The sequence below is a fragment of the Colwellia sp. 20A7 genome (assembly GCF_009832865.1).
Classification (GTDB): Bacteria; Pseudomonadota; Gammaproteobacteria; order Enterobacterales; family Alteromonadaceae; genus Colwellia.
Genome location: NZ_CP047130.1, coordinates 449,923 through 466,691 on the forward strand (window position 1 = coordinate 449,923; position 16,769 = coordinate 466,691).

General features: G+C 36.8%; 16 protein-coding genes and 1 other RNA gene. 10 read left to right on the top strand and 7 right to left on the bottom strand.

Annotated features, from left to right (window positions below):
• Positions 1–15 precede the first annotated feature (15 nt).
• Both GQS55_RS01910 and pilB read right to left on the bottom strand, forming a co-directional pair.
• Positions 16–1,263: a type II secretion system F family protein gene (locus GQS55_RS01910; protein ID WP_159817430.1), complete on the bottom strand. Its 1,248-nt coding sequence runs from the start codon at positions 1,261–1,263 to the stop codon at positions 16–18.
• A 42-nt stretch (positions 1,264–1,305) separates the two neighbouring features.
• Positions 1,306–3,009 carry a type IV-A pilus assembly ATPase PilB gene (gene pilB, locus GQS55_RS01915; RefSeq protein ID WP_159817432.1) on the bottom strand — a complete coding sequence of 568 codons (1,704 nt, stop codon included), beginning with the start codon at positions 3,007–3,009 and terminating at the stop codon, positions 1,306–1,308.
• Positions 3,010–3,172: 163 nt separating this feature from the next.
• On the opposite strand from pilB, the gene GQS55_RS01920 reads away from it, so the two are divergent.
• Positions 3,173–3,859 carry a transposase gene (locus GQS55_RS01920; protein ID WP_159817434.1) on the top strand — a complete coding sequence of 229 codons (687 nt, stop codon included), beginning with the start codon at positions 3,173–3,175 and terminating at the stop codon, positions 3,857–3,859.
• Positions 3,860–4,037: 178 nt separating this feature from the next.
• Here the strand turns inward: GQS55_RS01920 and GQS55_RS01925 are convergent, their stop codons facing one another.
• The gene (locus tag GQS55_RS01925; RefSeq protein WP_236559825.1) at positions 4,038–4,469 is read right to left on the bottom strand and encodes a prepilin-type N-terminal cleavage/methylation domain-containing protein; all 432 of its coding nucleotides are present in this window, start codon (positions 4,467–4,469) and stop codon (positions 4,038–4,040) included.
• Positions 4,470–5,186: 717 nt separating this feature from the next.
• Here GQS55_RS01925 and rplM point away from each other — a divergent pair.
• From rplM to GQS55_RS01960, 7 genes are all read left to right on the top strand, one after another.
• Entirely contained in the window at positions 5,187–5,615 is a 429-nt protein-coding gene (gene rplM, locus GQS55_RS01930) for a 50S ribosomal protein L13 (protein WP_159817436.1), read from the top strand.
• Between the two features lie 3 nt (positions 5,616–5,618).
• Entirely contained in the window at positions 5,619–6,011 is a 393-nt protein-coding gene (rpsI, locus tag GQS55_RS01935; protein WP_114326795.1) for a 30S ribosomal protein S9, read from the top strand.
• Positions 6,012–7,270: 1,259 nt separating this feature from the next.
• Entirely contained in the window at positions 7,271–7,861 is a 591-nt protein-coding gene (gene petA / locus GQS55_RS01940) for a ubiquinol-cytochrome c reductase iron-sulfur subunit (protein ID WP_159817438.1), read from the top strand.
• Positions 7,861–9,126, top strand: a complete 1,266-nt coding sequence (locus GQS55_RS01945; protein ID WP_159817440.1) for a cytochrome b — start codon at positions 7,861–7,863, stop codon at positions 9,124–9,126. Before petA ends, GQS55_RS01945 begins: the two co-directional genes overlap by 1 nt.
• Positions 9,126–9,824, top strand: coding sequence for a cytochrome c1 (locus GQS55_RS01950; protein ID WP_159817442.1), 699 nt, complete (start codon positions 9,126–9,128; stop codon positions 9,822–9,824). The genes GQS55_RS01945 and GQS55_RS01950 overlap by 1 nt, the downstream gene beginning before the upstream one ends.
• A 121-nt stretch (positions 9,825–9,945) precedes the next feature.
• The gene (sspA, locus tag GQS55_RS01955) at positions 9,946–10,590 is read left to right on the top strand and encodes a stringent starvation protein SspA (RefSeq protein ID WP_159817444.1); all 645 of its coding nucleotides are present in this window, start codon (positions 9,946–9,948) and stop codon (positions 10,588–10,590) included.
• Between the two features lie 25 nt (positions 10,591–10,615).
• Positions 10,616–11,086, top strand: a complete 471-nt coding sequence (locus GQS55_RS01960; protein ID WP_201294551.1) for a ClpXP protease specificity-enhancing factor — start codon at positions 10,616–10,618, stop codon at positions 11,084–11,086.
• Between the two features lie 247 nt (positions 11,087–11,333).
• On the opposite strand, the gene GQS55_RS01965 is transcribed toward GQS55_RS01960, so the two are convergent.
• From GQS55_RS01965 to GQS55_RS01980, 4 genes are read right to left on the bottom strand one after another with little or no spacing between them, the layout of a single operon-like run.
• Positions 11,334–11,930 carry a BON domain-containing protein gene (locus GQS55_RS01965; RefSeq protein WP_159817448.1) on the bottom strand — a complete coding sequence of 199 codons (597 nt, stop codon included), beginning with the start codon at positions 11,928–11,930 and terminating at the stop codon, positions 11,334–11,336.
• Between the two features lie 6 nt (positions 11,931–11,936).
• A complete protein-coding gene (locus tag GQS55_RS01970; RefSeq protein WP_159817450.1) occupies positions 11,937–12,527 on the bottom strand; it encodes a phosphoheptose isomerase in 591 nt (196 codons plus the stop codon).
• A 43-nt stretch (positions 12,528–12,570) separates the two neighbouring features.
• On the bottom strand, positions 12,571–12,945 hold the full coding sequence (locus tag GQS55_RS01975; RefSeq protein ID WP_159817452.1) for a YraN family protein: 375 nt from the start codon (positions 12,943–12,945) through the stop codon (positions 12,571–12,573).
• Positions 12,932–15,049 (bottom strand): penicillin-binding protein activator, encoded by a 2,118-nt coding sequence (locus GQS55_RS01980; protein WP_159817454.1) that lies wholly within the window; start codon positions 15,047–15,049, stop codon positions 12,932–12,934. Before GQS55_RS01980 ends, GQS55_RS01975 begins: the two co-directional genes overlap by 14 nt.
• Before the next feature lie 113 nt (positions 15,050–15,162).
• Here GQS55_RS01980 and rsmI point away from each other — a divergent pair, with 113 nt between their 5' ends.
• Positions 15,163–16,014 carry a 16S rRNA (cytidine(1402)-2'-O)-methyltransferase gene (rsmI, locus tag GQS55_RS01985; RefSeq protein WP_159817457.1) on the top strand — a complete coding sequence of 284 codons (852 nt, stop codon included), beginning with the start codon at positions 15,163–15,165 and terminating at the stop codon, positions 16,012–16,014.
• A 109-nt stretch (positions 16,015–16,123) separates the two neighbouring features.
• An RNA gene (rnpB, locus tag GQS55_RS01990) (RNase P RNA component class A) lies at positions 16,124–16,535 on the top strand.
• Positions 16,536–16,769 lie beyond the last annotated feature (234 nt).

Here is a 16,769-nt window from a genome sequence, read left to right on the forward strand (position 1 = left end):
CCTGAGCTCAATAAACTAAACAATCATACCAATTTGGAATATTGGCAAATACATAGCAATAATTAAACCGCCAATAACTACCCCTAATACAGCCATAATCATTGGCTCTAATAATGCTGTTAAATTGTCAACGGCATTGTCTACTTCGGCTTCATAGACATTAGCAACTTTTGATAACATATCATCAACCGCGCCAGACTCTTCACCAATGGCAACCATTTGAATAACCATATCAGGGAATATATTACTATTACGCATGGCTAGGTTCATTTGCATACCTGAAGTAACCTCTGTGCGCACCTCTAAAATAGCATCACGGAATACGGCATTACCGGCAGCGCCAGCCGCTGATTCTAGTGCATCTATTAGCGGTACACCGGCGGCAAAGGTGGTAGAAAGTGTTCGGGCATAACGAGCTACAGCGGCCTTTTCAAGTAAATCACCAATCACAGGTAGCTTTAGAATTTGTCTATCAACCTGATCCCGTAATTTTAAACTATTTCGATGGGCACGTTTGAATAAAAAGATAGCAGCGAAAATAGCCCCTAAACCTAAATGCCAATAAGCGACCATAAAGTCTGAAATACCAACAACAAATAAAGTAAAACCAGGTAATTCAGCGCCAAAGCCGGCAAAGATTTCTTGGAAAACAGGTACCACAAAAATTAATAGAATAGAGGTAACAACGGCGGCAATAACTAAAACGGCGATAGGGTAGGTCATCGCTTTTTTTATTTTTGCTTTTAATGCTTCAGCTTTTTCTTTGTAGGTGGCAATACGATCATAAATGGTTTCTAACGAACCAGATTGTTCGCCTGAAGCGACTAAATCACAATACAGATCATCAAATTGCCTTGGGTGATCGCGTAAGCAGTCAGATAACGGAATACCTGATGATAGTTTATGAGTTATTTCACCGAGTAATTTTTGCATTTTACCATTGTTATGACCTTTTCCAATCATTTCAATGGTTTGTACTAAAGGTACACCAGCACCCAACATAGTAGCAATTTGTCTCGATATTATCGCAATATCACCAGGTGTAATGGCTTTATCACCGCCTAAACCAAACAGAGGTTTAGCCTTTTTCTTTACCTTGCTAGGTGTTATACCTTGCTTACGTAACTGTGCTTTTAATTCGATAATATTATTTGCTTGCAGCTCACCGTTAATTTTTTTACCCTTGCGGTTAACGCCTTGCCAAGTAAAAACATCTAACACTTTAACCTTAGGGGCCTTTTTTTTTGCTACTGCTGTTGCCATAAAATTACCTATTACTTATTGCTGATTTATATAAAGTATCACCTAAGAACTGGTTACGCGGTTAACTTCTTTAAGGCTAGTCATACCATTCATTGCTTTTTCTAAGCCTGACTGCCTTAAATTATTATAACCTTCTTTTTGACACTGCTCAGCAATATCTAATGAATTACCACCTTCCATAATAATTGAGGATATTTTAGGGCTAATTTTAATAACTTCATAAATACCCACTCGGCCTTTATAACCACCCGTACAGTGGTCACAACCAACAGGTTTAAATAGTTTAATTTCACTTATCTTATCGGCAGGAAAGCCTTGTTCAGCAAGTTGTGTTTCTGAAAGCACTTCGTGCGTTTTGCATTGTGAGCATAAACGCCTTGCTAGCCGCTGAGCAATAATAGTTGTTACTGAACTGGCAACGTTATAAGCAGGCACGCCCATATTAAGTAAACGCGTTAATGTTTCAGCAGCAGAGTTAGTATGCAAGGTAGATAATACTAAATGACCTGTTTGGGCGGCTTTAATTGCTATTTCAGCTGTTTCTAAGTCTCGAATTTCACCAACCATGACAATATCAGGATCTTGACGTAAAAAAGAACGTAATGCGCTTGGAAAAGTTAGTCCCGCTCGGTTGTTAATTTGTACTTGATTAATACCTTCTAAATTAATTTCTACGGGATCTTCTGCAGTAGAAATATTACGTTCAGCAGTATTAAGAATATTCAAGCCGGTATATAAAGAAACTGTTTTACCGGAGCCCGTTGGGCCTGTAACTAAAATCATGCCTTGAGGCTGCTCTAATGCTTCCATATAGATTTTTTTCTGTGCAGGCTCATAGCCTAACATGTCAATACCGAGCATCGCACTTGAAGAGTCGAGAATACGCATTACTATTTTTTCACCCCACATTGTGGGCAAGGTACTTACTCGGAAATCGATGGATTTTTTCTTAGAAAGGGATAATTTTATTCTGCCATCTTGTGGCACTCTACGCTCAGCGATATCAAGTTTAGCCATCACTTTTAAACGCGCTGACATACGTGACGATAAGCTTACTGGCGGACGGGCGATTTCAGTTAAAATGCCATCAATACGAAAACGAATACGAAAAGATTTTTCATAAGGTTCAAAGTGTAAATCAGACGCCCCTTTTTTGATGGCATCTAATAAAATTTTATTAATAAAGACAACAATAGGTGCATCATCTTCACCGGTATTAACTTTGTCATCTTCAGTTTGCTCTTCTTGAGTATCTATACCTGATAGTTCATTAGAATCAATATCAGTAATATTAAGAGAGCCACTTTCATCTTCTAGTACTTTTTCAATACAAGCTTGTAAGCCAAGTTCATCAGTTAATATCAGTTCAGTGCTATAGCCAGTATTAAATTGTATTTCTTCTAAGGCATCAAGGTTGGTCGGGTCAGACATGGCAACAAAAAGCACTTTGCCACGTAAAAATAACGGTAGGGCATTATGCTTAGCAATGAGCTTTTCATTACGAACACCTTCAGGCACTAGGGTTGTATCGAAATTACTCAGCTGTATATAAGGGTAGCCAAATTTATACGATAAAATAGCGGCAATTTTTTTCCCGTCAACCTTTTTATCTTCCACTAAATAGCGAATAAAAGGTTTATTTTTACCCGTAAAGTCACTAATAATATTATCGACATTAGTAAGCGGGATTAGATCCTCTGTAGATAAAGCGGATAACACACTGGATTGTTGGTGATTGCCTTTCATAATCTTTACAGATAACCTTTTGAATAAATTCAATGAAAATGTCAAATTTCAGTGTAGCGCAAATTTGTATAAAAGAGAAAAATAAAAATGGGGTCAGAGTAACTTTAAATTTGAATATTGTTAGCTATAGTTATTGTATCAATTAAAAATGGAATTTTAATTTATGTCTAGATTGCATCGTATTTGCCCTGTCAACATTCCACAACATATTATTCAACGTGGAAATAATCATCAAATTTGCTTTGCCAGTGAAACCGACTTTGTTACTTATACTGCTTATTTGAAAAAATATGCAAATAAATTTGAAGTAGATATTCATGCTTGGGTTTTTATGACAAATCATGTTCACCTGTTATGTACTCCTAAAAAAGAGGGAGGTATTAGTAATATGATGCAATCATTAGGTAGAGGTTATGTTCGTTACTTTAATAACGTTTACTATCGCTCTGGTACTTTATGGGAAGGCAGATTTAAATCTTGTATTATTGAAGATGAAGGTTACTTGTTGCAGGTATATCGCTATATTGAATTAAACCCTGTCAGAGCAAAAATGGTTGAATCGCCAGCGGATTATAAGTGGTCTAGTTATTGTGTAAATGCATTAGGTAAAAAATCAACACTTTGCTCGCCACATTTCTTGTATCTTCAATTACATAAAAATAAAGAAGAGCGGTTAGTTGCGTATAAAAAGTTATGTTCATATGGATTAGCAAAGAAGCAATTACTTGAAATTAGAGACAATACCAACAAAAACCTAGCATTTGGCAGTCAACGATTTAAATTAGAAATAGAAAAGCTCACGGGTAGACGAATGGAAGCAGGAAAAAGGGGAAGGCCAAAGGCTACATAGTAAGGGAATGCTTAATAAAAAAGCTCCCGAAGGAGCTTTAAAAATCAGATCAGTTAGGTCAAATAAAAGAGAGTGATTTTAATGTTACTCTGACCCCATTTAATCTCAAAATGTCAAATTTTAGTGTACTTAGTTTTAGTTAAAAGAACAAAATTTTATTATTAAACTTTAAGCAATACTAATTATTTTCATCACATGCAGCTGCAGCAATACAAGTACCTGTTGTGCTCCAGTCAACAATTCCATTAGCTACAGCACCTGTCATTACATAAGTAAACCCACCTGAAGCTGTAGTCCCAGTACCAGTAACAACAGGTGCATCAGCACTACCTGTAATTGCAACAGTGGCAGTGTTATCGGTAGCTGTAGCTGCAGTAATATCGGCTAGAATTCCTTCTGAACCAGGTCCCGAGCAATCAGGTCTACCTGTTTGAACGCAAACTGTAATTTGTGTAACTCTCGCCCCTACCGCAGTAGTTACTTCTGAAAAACGAGCTTTTTGCGTATATGTTTGATACATAGGCAATGCTACTGCTGCTAAAATACCAATAATCGCAACAACGATCATTAATTCAATTAAGGTAAAACCTTTTTGTGCTTTGTTAGTCATATTCTTCATTGTGTTTAAGTTTTTCATTGTAATAATTTCCATTAATTTGTATGGGGATTGTATTTAATATGCGACATATTTTTATAAATGTAAAATAATGTTACAACTTTTTTAGTTTAAATTGAGTATTTAATCTTTTCTTTACTTAGGCGATGAAGTTAATTAACATTAAGGGGGAAAGTTAACAGTATATTAACTTTTTATGAGAGGTTAACTATCCCACTACATTAGTTAGAAGTTAGTATCATTATTTTCAAATTATAGCCACATAAGCAGTAATAGCAGTTAATAGTGCTAAGAACATTCATTGAGATAGTTAAAATACTAAAAAATAAGTGCACTCTTTCATAACTATAATTAATTACTAAAAAATCAGCTTTTATATCCCTTACTTTTCATTTAAATTTTTACAGATGAGTTTTTATAGCTTAATTAGAGTAACTTTAGCGCTTTATTCGTTATTTTTTTAAAATGCGCGTGATCTTCTTATTAATCTTCTGTATAATCCGCGCTCCCTACGTTACAAACTGTCTTTTAAATAGTCTGTTTCTTTAGATTTTGCTTTAATTATATTTAGCTTTATTCTTGGATGTGGGTGGTTTTAAAGGCGTTAGGCTCGATACTCGAAGGGGTAATTGCGTGGTCTATTATTAACCGGCAAATAAAACATAAGTTTATTTTGTCATTTAAGTAACATTTTTTAATTTGGGTTTTTTAATGAAAACTTTTGTAGCTAAACCAGCAAGCGTACAACGCGAATGGTTCTTAGTGGACGCCGAAGATAAAACTTTAGGTCGTATCGCTACTGAAATTGCAAGCCGTCTACGCGGTAAGCATAAACCAGAATATACACCTCATGTTGATACTGGCGATTATATCGTTGTTATTAATGCTGAAAAAGTACGTGTAACTGGTAACAAAGCGAAAGGTAAAATTTACTATTCGCATACTGAATTCCCTGGTGGTCTTAAGCAAATTAGCTTTGAAAAGCTAATTGAAAAAGCACCAGAACGTGTTCTTGAATTTGCAGTGAAAGGCATGTTACCTAAAGGTCCTTTAGGTCGTGAAATGTTCCGCAAATTAAAAGTGTATGCAGGCTCTGAGCATTCGCATACTGCACAACAACCACAACTTTTGGAGCTTTAAGCAATGGCTGATAATCAATATTACGGTACTGGTCGTCGCAAGAGCTCAACTGCTCGTGTGTTCATGAAAGCTGGTAACGGTGCAATCACAATTAACAAACGTGACATTTCTGAGTATTTCGGACGTGAAACAGCTCGTATGGTTGTTCGTCAACCGTTAGAGTTAGTTGAAATGTTAGAAAAGTTTGACTTTAACATCTCTGTAGTAGGTGGTGGTATTTCTGGTCAAGCTGGCGCGATTCGTCACGGCATTACTCGTGCATTAATGGAGTTTGATGAAACTTTACGTGGCGGTTTACGCGCGGCTGGTTTTGTTACTCGTGATGCTCGTAAAGTTGAACGTAAGAAAGTGGGCTTACACAAAGCACGTAAGAAACCACAATTCTCAAAACGTTAATATTCGTTATATTTATATACCGAATTCAAAAAACCGACCTTGTGTCGGTTTTTTTATATCCATTTTTCGGTAAATTATTTATTTTTGCCCTCGTGAGTTTTGCAGTGTCATCCTCAACTTTATAGCGTTATCCGCAATCCTATCCATCACTCTGAACTTGATTCAGGATCCCAAGCGTTATAGCGCTGCGTTTAGGTGATCAACGAAATCACGAATTAGGCGAATAAATTCGCCCCAACGGTAATGATATTTAATTCCTTCCTAAGGCGCTTTTTGTAGGGGCGACTTCAGTCGACTGATCACAATACACGTCAATAACGCTGTAATATGTTATATTCCATTATCAGGCGAATAAATAGTAGGCGAATAAATTCGACCCAACGGTAATGATATTTAATTCCTTCCTAAGGCGTTTTTTTGTAGGGGCGACTTCAGTCGCCTGATGGCAATACACGTCAATAACGCTGTAATATTTTATATCCCATTATTAGTAGGCGTAGTAGGCGAATAAATTCGCCTCTACGGTGATGATAATCAATTCTTTCTTGGGGGGCTGTAGGGGCGACTTCAGTCGCCGGAACACAATACACGTCAATAACGTTGTAATATGTTATATCCCATTATCAGGCGAATAAATAGTAGACGAATAAATTCGCCCCTACGAATGCGTTTTTGTAGAGGCGACTTCAGTCGCCGGAACACAATACACGTCAATAACGCTGTAATATTTTATATCCCATTATTAGGCGAATAAATAGTAGGCGAATAAATTGGCCTCTACGGTGATGATAATTATTTTTCTTGAGGGGTTGTCTGCAGGGGTGGCTTCAGTCGCCTGAACACAATACACGTCAATAACGCTGTATTATGTTATATCCCATTAATTATTAGGTGAATAAATTCGCCCCTACAATGATGATAATCAATTCTTCCTAAGGCGTTTTTTGTAGGGGCGACTGTTGTCATCTTGAACTTGATTCAGGATCTTATTCATTAATACCCCAATCTTTTTAGCGTAAGTTACTTTTTATGATGATCAATATCAAAAAAATTCCATATCTACCACACTTTGCTGACTTTTTACCTTGTAAAAAACGGCCTATTTCTTTATGATCATAAAAATTTTTTGTCGATGTACCCCTTGGTATAAACTTGATCAAACAAAAATAATGCATGTTGCTCATTCATCCTGAAATAATGTATGGGCAATAAGGCTAATAATAATTGTTTGATAAATCAATATGAATTGGAGAGTGTGAATGAGCAATGTGCCTGTAAATAACGGCCGCAGACGCTTCTTAACGGCGGCTACTGCTGTTGTTGGTGGTGCCGGTGTGGTCGGTGTGGCTGTGCCTTTCATTGGTTCTTGGAATCCAAGTGCTCGCGCGAAAGCTGCGGGTGCTCCAGTAGAAGTCAATGTAGGTAAAATAGAGCCAGGTCAATTAATCCGTGCAGAATGGCGTGGTAAACCTGTTTATGTCGTTCGACGTACAGAAGAAACCGTAAGCAGTTTAGCAGAGCATGATGACCAACTACGTGATCCTAATTCTGAGGAAGCACAACAGCCAAGTTATGCCACTAATGCTTATCGTTCTATCAAACCTGAATTTTTAGTTGCTTTAGGGGTATGTACTCATTTAGGTTGTGCTCCAACTTATCATGGCGGCGATTATGAACAGTTTGTTGACGGCGTAAAAGATGGCTTCTTCTGCCCATGTCATGGTAGTAAATTTGATATGGCTGGTCGTGTATTTCAAGGGGTTCCTGCACCATTAAACTTAATGGTTCCTGAGCATTCATTTACCAGTGAAGACACTTTATTAATTGGTGTTAGTGAAGGAGAGGCATAATGTTAACTAATTTTATGGCTTGGATTGATAAACGATTGCCAGTGACTGATGCTTGGAATAAGCATGTTGCACAATACCCAGCGCCGAAAAACTTCAACTTTTGGTACTTTTTTGGCTCACTAGCCATGCTAGTACTCGTAAACCAAATCTTAACAGGTGTATGGTTAACTATGAGCTACGAACCGTCAGGTGACGGTGCTTTTGCTAGTGTTGAATACATTATGCGTGATGTTGACTACGGTTGGTTGTTACGTTACATGCACTCTACTGGTGCGTCAGCATTCTTTATTGTGGTTTATTTACACATGATGCGTGGCCTAATGTACGGTTCGTATCAAAAACCACGTGAATTGCTATGGATCTTCGGTATGTTGATCTTCTTAGTATTAATGGCTGAAGCATTTATGGGTTACTTATTACCTTGGGGTAATATGTCGTATTGGGGAGCTCAGGTTATTATTTCGCTCTTTGGTGCTATTCCTGTTATAGGTGATGATTTAACACTATGGATTCGTGGTGATTATGTTATTTCTGGTGCTACTTTAAACCGTTTCTTCGCTTTACATGTTATCGCGATGCCATTGGTATTAGTTATTTTAGTGTTTTTACACATTCTTGCTTTACATGAAGTAGGTTCAAACAACCCTGAAGGTACTGATGTTAAAAAACCTAAAGGTAGTATGAAACCTGAAGAACTAAGTAAATTTAAGTTCCATAAGCAATATACAGATAAATACGATATTGTTGATGCGATACCTTTCCACCCGTACTACTCAGTTAAAGATATTATGGGCGTTGCAGGTTTCTTAATTTTATTCTGTTGGGTAATGTTTTTTGCGCCAGAAGGCGGCGGTTACTTTATGGAAGCGCCAAACTTCGAACCTGCTAATGGTTTGAAAACACCTGAGCATATCGCTCCGGTTTGGTATTTTGGTCCTTTCTATACTATTTTACGTGTTATTCCAGACAAGCTATTAGGCGCAGTTGGTATGTTCTCTGCCATTATTGTGTTATTCCTTGTACCTTGGTTTGACCGTGGTGTAGTGAAGTCAGTTAAATATCGTTCTAAATGGCATTTAATTAACTTAATTCAGTTCTCTATATGTTTTATTATTTTAGGTATATTAGGTACTTTACCAGCAACACCTATCGCTAACTTAATTGGTACAATTACTACCTTTGGTTATTTCGGGTTCTTCGTTGCACTTTGGTTCTACTCTAAAAATGAAAAATGTAAGCCAGTACCAGAGAGGGTTTCAGACTAATGAAAAAATTACTTTTAATTTTATGTGCACTTGTTCCATTATTTGCCACTGCGGCAGGTCCAAGTTTACAACTAGATAAAGCTAATAATGATTTAACAGATAAAGAATCATTAAAAAATGGCTTTAAAACGTATATTAATTATTGTTTAGGTTGTCACCAGTTAGGGTATCAACGTTATAACCGCACCTTTACCGATTTAGGTATTGATAATGCGGATGGTGTTGAAAACTATATGTATACAGGTGAAAAACCTGGTGATCATATCACCAACACTATGCCTAAAAAAGAAGCTGCTAGTTGGTTTGGTACTGCGCCACCTGACTTAACGCTTGAAGCACGTTTACGTAGCCCGGATTGGATATATACTTATTTACGCTCTTTTTATATGGATGATAGCCGTCCATTTGGCGTAAATAACAAAGTATTTAAAGATGTTGGTATGCCGCATGTGCTACAAGGTTTACAAGGTGTTAGCTCAATTGATGAACATGGACATATGACACCTGCGATGGGTGGTAGTTTAACAACAGAAGAGTATGATGTTGTTGTTCGTGATTTAACTAACTTTTTAGAATACGTTGGTGAGCCAAGTAAATTAGAGCGTAAAAGCTTAGGCTACAAAGTGCTAATTTTCTTGTTTGTCTTCTTTATTATTGCTTATTTCCTTAAGAGAGAATACTGGAAAGACATACATTAATATGTAGACGGTTAACTTGAAGAAAGTAATTAGGCTTACTTTAAGGTGATATTATAGCGCGACGGGTTTCCACGTACGGAAACTTCATCGCGCTTTTGTTTTATAAAGAATAGGAGGCCCTATGGCCGTAGCAGCAAATAAACGTTCAGTAATGACGTTATTCTCGCATGCTGATGATATGTATAGTCATCAAACACGTATAGTATTAGCAGAAAAAGGTGTCGGTGTTGATATTAATTATGTTGATTTGGCAAACTTACCAGAAGATTTAATTGATTTAAATCCATACGGAACAGTGCCAACATTGATTGATCGTGAATTAGCCCTTTATGAAGCTAAAATTATTATTGAATATTTAGATGAGCGTTTTCCTCATCCACCATTAATGCCTGTTTACCCAGTATCACGTGGCCGTAGTCGCTTAATGATGCACCGCATTGAACATGACTGGTATAGCTTAGCAAAAATCATTTTAACTGGTAGTGCAGACAAAGCACAAAAAGCGCGTCAAGAGTTAAAAGAAAGCTTGTTGAGTGTTGCACCAATTTTAAACGAAGCACCTTACTTTATGAGTGAAGAGTACAGCTTAGTTGATTGTTATTTAGCACCACTATTATGGCGTTTACCCGCTTTTGGTATCGAGCTTGAAGGTCTTGATGGTTCAAAAGAACTAAAAACTTACATGCTACGTTTGTTTGAACGTGAATCATTTCAGGCTTCATTAACTGAAGATGAACGTGAATTACGTTTTGGTCACCCTGCTTAATATGGTTGACACGACTTCTATAAAAATGACTTCTAATAAGCCTTACTTAGTTGGGGCTTTTTATGACTGGATTTCAGATAACGATTTAACCCCTTACATTGTAGTAGACGTAAGTGTGTACGGTGTTTTAGTGCCTATGTCTTATGTTAATGATGGTCAAATTGTACTGAACATTGCATCATCTGCTGTTGGCAGTATTGCTATGGGTGAAAGTGCTATTGAGTTTAGCGCTCGTTTTGGCGGAAAACTCGAACATATGACCGTACCTTATGGCGCAATTTCTGCTATATACGCGAAAGAAAATGGCGCTGGTACTTCATTTGCAATAGAACATCCAAGTGATGATGAGATTAATGCTCAAGATGGTTTGATTACTGATGAGACTGAAACTAAGCCTAAAAATAAGCCGAGTTTGAGTAGTGTTTCGTCTGGTGATAAAACAGCAGAATTGAAAAAGTCGTCAAAAAGTAAAGCTAGTTTAAAAGTTATTAAGTAAAGAATAAAAATAGGCCCGTCATTCCATCGTTTCTTCTATGGAATCTTGATATTACATGTTTAATTATTGAGAACCTGAATCAAGCTCAGGTTGACGAGGCTTAGCTCTAGTGAAAGCTAAGCGCTAATGAATAAATTGTGTGGCTTACAGAGTAGAAAATACTTCAAAATTGGTTATTTAGTCGTAGTCATATAGTTATTAATAATCAGATTATCAATAACTAAGTGTGTAGCAATAAAACTATTGGCTAAATATATTCAAACGCTTTAAATACTTTATTAACACCGCCAATGTTACGAGTAATATTAACAGCTGCATCAGCCTCTTTCTTTGATACTATCCCCATTAAGAAAACTTCTGCATTTTCTGTGATAACTTTAATGTTCTTACCGTTAACGCTACTGTCAGAAAATAAAGCGGTTTTTACTTTTGATGTTAACCAAATATCATTTGTTTGCGTAGTTACCGAGGTAATGCTGCCAATACGAATTTGATTATGCACACGCACAACACCTTCAACTTCGTTAATGATTTTGATTGCTTGGTCTTTAAGATAAGTGGTTGGCGCTTGGCCAATAATTAATACTGAGCCGTTAACACTTGTAAGATGTAAATTTGTATTGTCGCTTAAGGCTTTATTTTTAGCTATGCGATTATAAGCATCCACTTGAATAGTTTGATCATCAATTTGATTACCTATGCTACGGCGATCCGTTGCCATGCTTGCACCCGCTGTAATAGCGACCACAGTGACAGCAGCACACCCTTGTAAAATACTTAATAGGATAAGTACGCTAGCAATTTTTGCCGGTTGATTTTTTGTGATTTTAGATAAAATAGCCATGGTCAATCAAAACTCCGATTGTGGGAATAGGGTTGTATCGATTATCTCGCACAAACAGTGCAGCACAATGAGATGAACTTCATTGATGCGAGCAGTTCTAGATGAAGGTACTCTAATTTCAACATCACCTTCACCCAACAAACCTGCGATATCACCACCGTCGTGCCCTGTTAATGCAATGATAGGCATATCCCTAGATACCGCACTTTCAACAGCTTTAATCACGTTCTGAGAGTTTCCGCTGGTTGAAATAGCAATTAAAATGTCCCCGTTATTACCTATTGCACGAATTTGTTTGGAGAATACTTCATTATATTGCCCGTCGTTGGCGATAGATGTTATTACTACACTACCTGACACGAGTGATATAGCAGGCAAACTTGGTCGCTCTGCTTCAAAACGATTTAATAATTGAGAACAAAAGTGTTGAGCATGCCCAGCCGAGCCACCATTACCACAGGCGAGCATTTTATTACCCGCTAATAAGCATTGCACCATCATCATGCCAGCTTGCTCTATAGCGCTAGAAATAGCCTCTGTTGCTGCTATTTGGGTTTGAATGCTTTCGGTAAAATTATTTTGGATCTGTTCTAACATGTGGGCTAAATAACTCCAATATTTTGGTATTGCTTAAACACGACTAAAAAGCATTCTTCAGCCAAGTAACTTGTGGTTGATTAATATCACCTTCTAAGGCAACAACGTCAAACCTACAAGGGGTATTATATTCATTTAAGTTGGCTTTATGCAGAAAAAATGCAACACAATGTTTAATTTTTTGTTGTTTTGACTGGGAAACGGCCGAAATAGCACCGCCATAATAGTTGTTTTTACGATATTTTACTTCAACAAAGACGAGTGTATCACCATCTTTCATAATAAGATCTATTTCTCCCTGTCGGGAGTGAACGTTTTTATCTATAAAAAGCAAACCTTGTTGGATTAAATACTGTTGAGCAAATGCTTCTGTTGCTTTGCCCTTACTTTGACTTGTTGGCGCTTTATTCCATGCCAATTTGTGTCACCATGTTATTTTTATACTGTCCCCAAATTAGGCTGCGGGTAATTATGTTTTCATTGTTTAATGTAAGTTCACCTGTTTGACCAAAATGACGAATATAAGGTGCTTGTTTCATTAGCGGTATTTTAGTTAAGAGTTGATAACTATCAAATCCCATAGCAAAGATTCTAGATAAACTATCAGAACGTTTAGGCCATAATGTATCGCTAAGTTGACTTAGTGTTTTATCTTGTTCATTTGAGGTTAATAGCCAAGGTATTTGAGTAAAAGTAAGGCCATGTAGATCATTAGTGCTGCTAGCATTATATTTGTCATTAAAATTACTATGGCTTCTAGAGCTTGCATATACAGGGATAATTTCAGCAAATGGACTTATATTTACATCTATATAAGGTTTAATTAAACGGGTTTGAGCTGCACTACCAATAAGGTAAATCATGTCAATATCACGACGATTTCTAGCTTCTGATTTTATGCTGTTTTTCAGGCTGCTACTTAATTGCTTTATACGATCCTGACTGGCATTAATGTCTAGGTTTTCTTTAAGACTTGCCTGCATTTGTTTACCTTGAGTAAAGTAAACTATAGCTAATGATTTTCCTGTGGAGGTTAACCATTGCTGTCTAAAGGCGTGAGCGATACGTTTTGAAACTCTATCATTATGGCTTAATATCATTGGGTTATGATAATCTTGTTGGCTAAGTGTTGCAGCTGCTTGAATTGCTTCATCTTCTGGGCGCATTGATAAGGCTACTTGCACTTCAGATAGTTGATGTTCAGAAGGTAAATTCAATAATAGCGTAGGAACTTGCAGTACCGGGTGTTGTGTACTTAGTTCTAAGAACAGTTCAACATTTGGCTTTAGTAAAGGGCCAATAACTTGATTGATATTGTGTTCAGAAAATTGTGCCGCTAAGCTTTCCCAGTCAACTTTGTTAGTGTCAATGAAGTAAATATTACTTTCTATATTACTTTCTATATTACTTTCTATATTACTTTCTATATTACTTTCATAAGCCGCTAATATACCTTGTTGGGCAGCTAAGCCTGCTTTTTGTTGACTACCACTAAGCGGTAATAAAATCGCGATATTCTTACTCTTATCAGTAATAACTTCATCTGTTTTTTCATATAAATTTTCATATAAATTTTCAGATGACTTTTCATTATTACCTTCAAAATCACCTCTAGATAAGCCTTCAATGCTATTTTCAATTGTGTTTATCGGGTTATGTATTGCTAAATTTGTTTCTTTTAATTTTTCTATTATGTTTACCGCAGGATGATCAGGGTTCTGTTGTTGCCATAAATTTAAATAACGAGAAAATTGTTCTGCATTAGCGCCAAATTGATGGCTATAATTTAGTAATGTTGCCCAGCCTTTAATTAAAGGAGGTTTATTATTAATAAGTTGTTTTAATTGCCATTGTGGTAAAACTTCAAGGTTATGCCAAATGGCTTGAATATCATCATTGGAAGGTATTGTGTTTAAAGAAAAAGCATTCAACTGTGCAGTAAGCGCTGATACATTATGTCCTTTTTGCGCTAATATTTGACTTAAGACTTGATGGTATTCGAAGGACAGCTGAAGTGATGTGATTTTGCTTTCACTAATGGTGTAGTCCACTAATTCATTAGCCAGTTGTAATTGTTGCAGAGCTTCTGGTAAATAGTTTAATCCGAATAAGCTACGTGCCTTTATTACTAATAATGTGTAAGTGTTTTGATAGTCTTCTTGGTAAAACGTTGTAATTTCATTTGCTAATAAAAGCGCCTTAGTATAATTCTGCTGCTGAACAAAAAGCTCACTTGCTTCAATTAATAATTTATTAACGGTTGCTTGTTGTGCAAGTAATGATTGTTCATCACGTGGTGATTTAGCATTTAGTGATTTTGCCTCAGCGAGTTTTTCTTCCGCTGTTTCCGTTATTTTGACTTCGCTAGGCGTAGCTTTGTTGATCGGTGTGCTTTCTTTTTGGGTTGTAGGTTTAGAGCTACAAGCAGAAATAAATAACGTTATCAATATCAATAGTATAAAAGATACATTGGCGTGCTTTTGTTTAAATAAATTAAACACTAGAAAATTAGTTTGACTCAAGTGGAAAAATCCATGCATTTTTAACTCTGTGTAGGGTTATAATAAACGCCATTGCAGTGAGTCTCAACTAAATCCTGCACCTTAATAAGTATCAATGAAAGAAGTAAGTTGAAATGAGTGAAAACATAATAAATCCCGGTACTTTGTATATAGTGGCTACACCTATTGGAAACTTAGGTGATATCAGTTCAAGAGCGTTATCGGTATTAACTCAAGTTGATATTATTGCCTGTGAAGATACCCGACATACACAAAGACTATTGTCTGCTCATGCTATTAAGAATAAAACATTATCAATGCATGATCATAACGAACGCCAACGACAAGATTATATCGCGCAGTTATTGCAAGAAGGAAAAAGTATTGCTTTAGTGTCTGATGCGGGAACGCCGTTAATTAGTGATCCAGGCTTCCATTTAGTACGACATTGTCGCAGCTTGAATTTACCTGTGTCTCCCATTCCTGGAGCTTGTGCTGCTATTGCTGCGTTAAGTGTTGCTGGACTACCTACGGATAGATTTTCGTTTGAAGGTTTTTTACCTTCAAAGGCAGGTGCAAGACAAAGTACGTTATTATCATTAATTAATGAACCTAGAACGATGGTTTTTTATGATGCCCCTAGGCGTGCTATTGATACAGTAAAAGACATAGTGGCTACTTTAGGTGGCGAACGTTATGTGGTTATTGCTCGAGAATTAACAAAAACTTTTGAAACTATCCATTCAGATACCGCTGAGAATTTTCTTGCTTGGCTTGAGCAAGACGCTAACCAACTTAAAGGTGAAATGGTTTTAATTATTGAAGGTTATAAGGCTGATCCGGATGAGATTTCTGCAGAAGTCATTAAAACCCTAAAGCTATTGTTAGTTGAAATGAAGCCGAAAAAAGCCTGTGCCATTGTTGCTGAAATTTATGGTGTAAAAAAGAATGCACTTTATGATATTGCGCTAAGCTTAAAAGTATAGAGCATCACATCGTTGCTTTGAGTGTTCATTATTATACTTCTTTACCGTTATCAGTGTGTTTAGAGAAACAGATCCTTGCTCATTAGAATACTAACAGGTAAAATGCGCTCGAGTTGACTAGACAATCGCTGCTTGCTGAATTTATTTAGTGGGGGGAGGAAAGTCCGGGCTCCGATGAGCAGGGTGCCAGGTAACGCCTGGGCGGCGCAAGCCGACGACAAGTGCAGCAGAGAGAAGACCGCCGATGGCTATCTTAATTTATTAATATAGAACAGGTAAGGCTGAAAGGGTGCGGTAAGAGCGCACCGGATTGCTGGTAACAGTAATTGCAGGGTAAACTCCACCTGGAGCAAGACCAAATAGGGTTTCATGATTATTAAAACGCAAGTTTTGGTAATATAAGCGTGGCTCGCGTGGAAACCGGGTAGGTTGCTTGAGCCTTAGAGCGATTTAAGGCCTAGACGAATGATTGTCACTTCCTATGGAAGATACAAAACCCGGCTTATGTGTCATCTCACAAATTTAGTAGCCGCTTGATTTATTTATAATAATTCAAGCGGTTTTCTAAAACTCTTCTTTATATTATTATTCTCAATCAAAATGGTACACGGTTAGCTACACAGTACTCATTTATATAGTCATCATTTATATATTCAGAACTTCTATACTCAGAATTTCAATCTGACATTTCACTCAATTTCTTATTGAGAAATATATTGCCGCTAAAATATCCTGTTTTCTATCTATTGTAATTA

Coding starts and splice junctions, on each gene's coding strand:
- GQS55_RS01910 (WP_159817430.1), bottom strand. CDS start 1,263: ATGGCAACAGCAGTAGCAAAAAAAAAGGCCCCTAAGGTTAAAGTGTTA.
- pilB (WP_159817432.1), bottom strand. CDS start 3,009: ATGAAAGGCAATCACCAACAATCCAGTGTGTTATCCGCTTTATCTACA.
- GQS55_RS01920 (WP_159817434.1), top strand. CDS start 3,173: ATGTCTAGATTGCATCGTATTTGCCCTGTCAACATTCCACAACATATT.
- GQS55_RS01925 (WP_236559825.1), bottom strand. CDS start 4,469: ATGACTAACAAAGCACAAAAAGGTTTTACCTTAATTGAATTAATGATC.
- rplM (WP_159817436.1), top strand. CDS start 5,187: ATGAAAACTTTTGTAGCTAAACCAGCAAGCGTACAACGCGAATGGTTC.
- rpsI (WP_114326795.1), top strand. CDS start 5,619: ATGGCTGATAATCAATATTACGGTACTGGTCGTCGCAAGAGCTCAACT.
- petA (WP_159817438.1), top strand. CDS start 7,271: ATGAGCAATGTGCCTGTAAATAACGGCCGCAGACGCTTCTTAACGGCG.
- GQS55_RS01945 (WP_159817440.1), top strand. CDS start 7,861: ATGTTAACTAATTTTATGGCTTGGATTGATAAACGATTGCCAGTGACT.
- GQS55_RS01950 (WP_159817442.1), top strand. CDS start 9,126: ATGAAAAAATTACTTTTAATTTTATGTGCACTTGTTCCATTATTTGCC.
- sspA (WP_159817444.1), top strand. CDS start 9,946: ATGGCCGTAGCAGCAAATAAACGTTCAGTAATGACGTTATTCTCGCAT.
- GQS55_RS01960 (WP_201294551.1), top strand. CDS start 10,616: ATGACTTCTAATAAGCCTTACTTAGTTGGGGCTTTTTATGACTGGATT.
- GQS55_RS01965 (WP_159817448.1), bottom strand. CDS start 11,930: ATGGCTATTTTATCTAAAATCACAAAAAATCAACCGGCAAAAATTGCT.
- GQS55_RS01970 (WP_159817450.1), bottom strand. CDS start 12,527: ATGTTAGAACAGATCCAAAATAATTTTACCGAAAGCATTCAAACCCAA.
- rsmI (WP_159817457.1), top strand. CDS start 15,163: ATGAGTGAAAACATAATAAATCCCGGTACTTTGTATATAGTGGCTACA.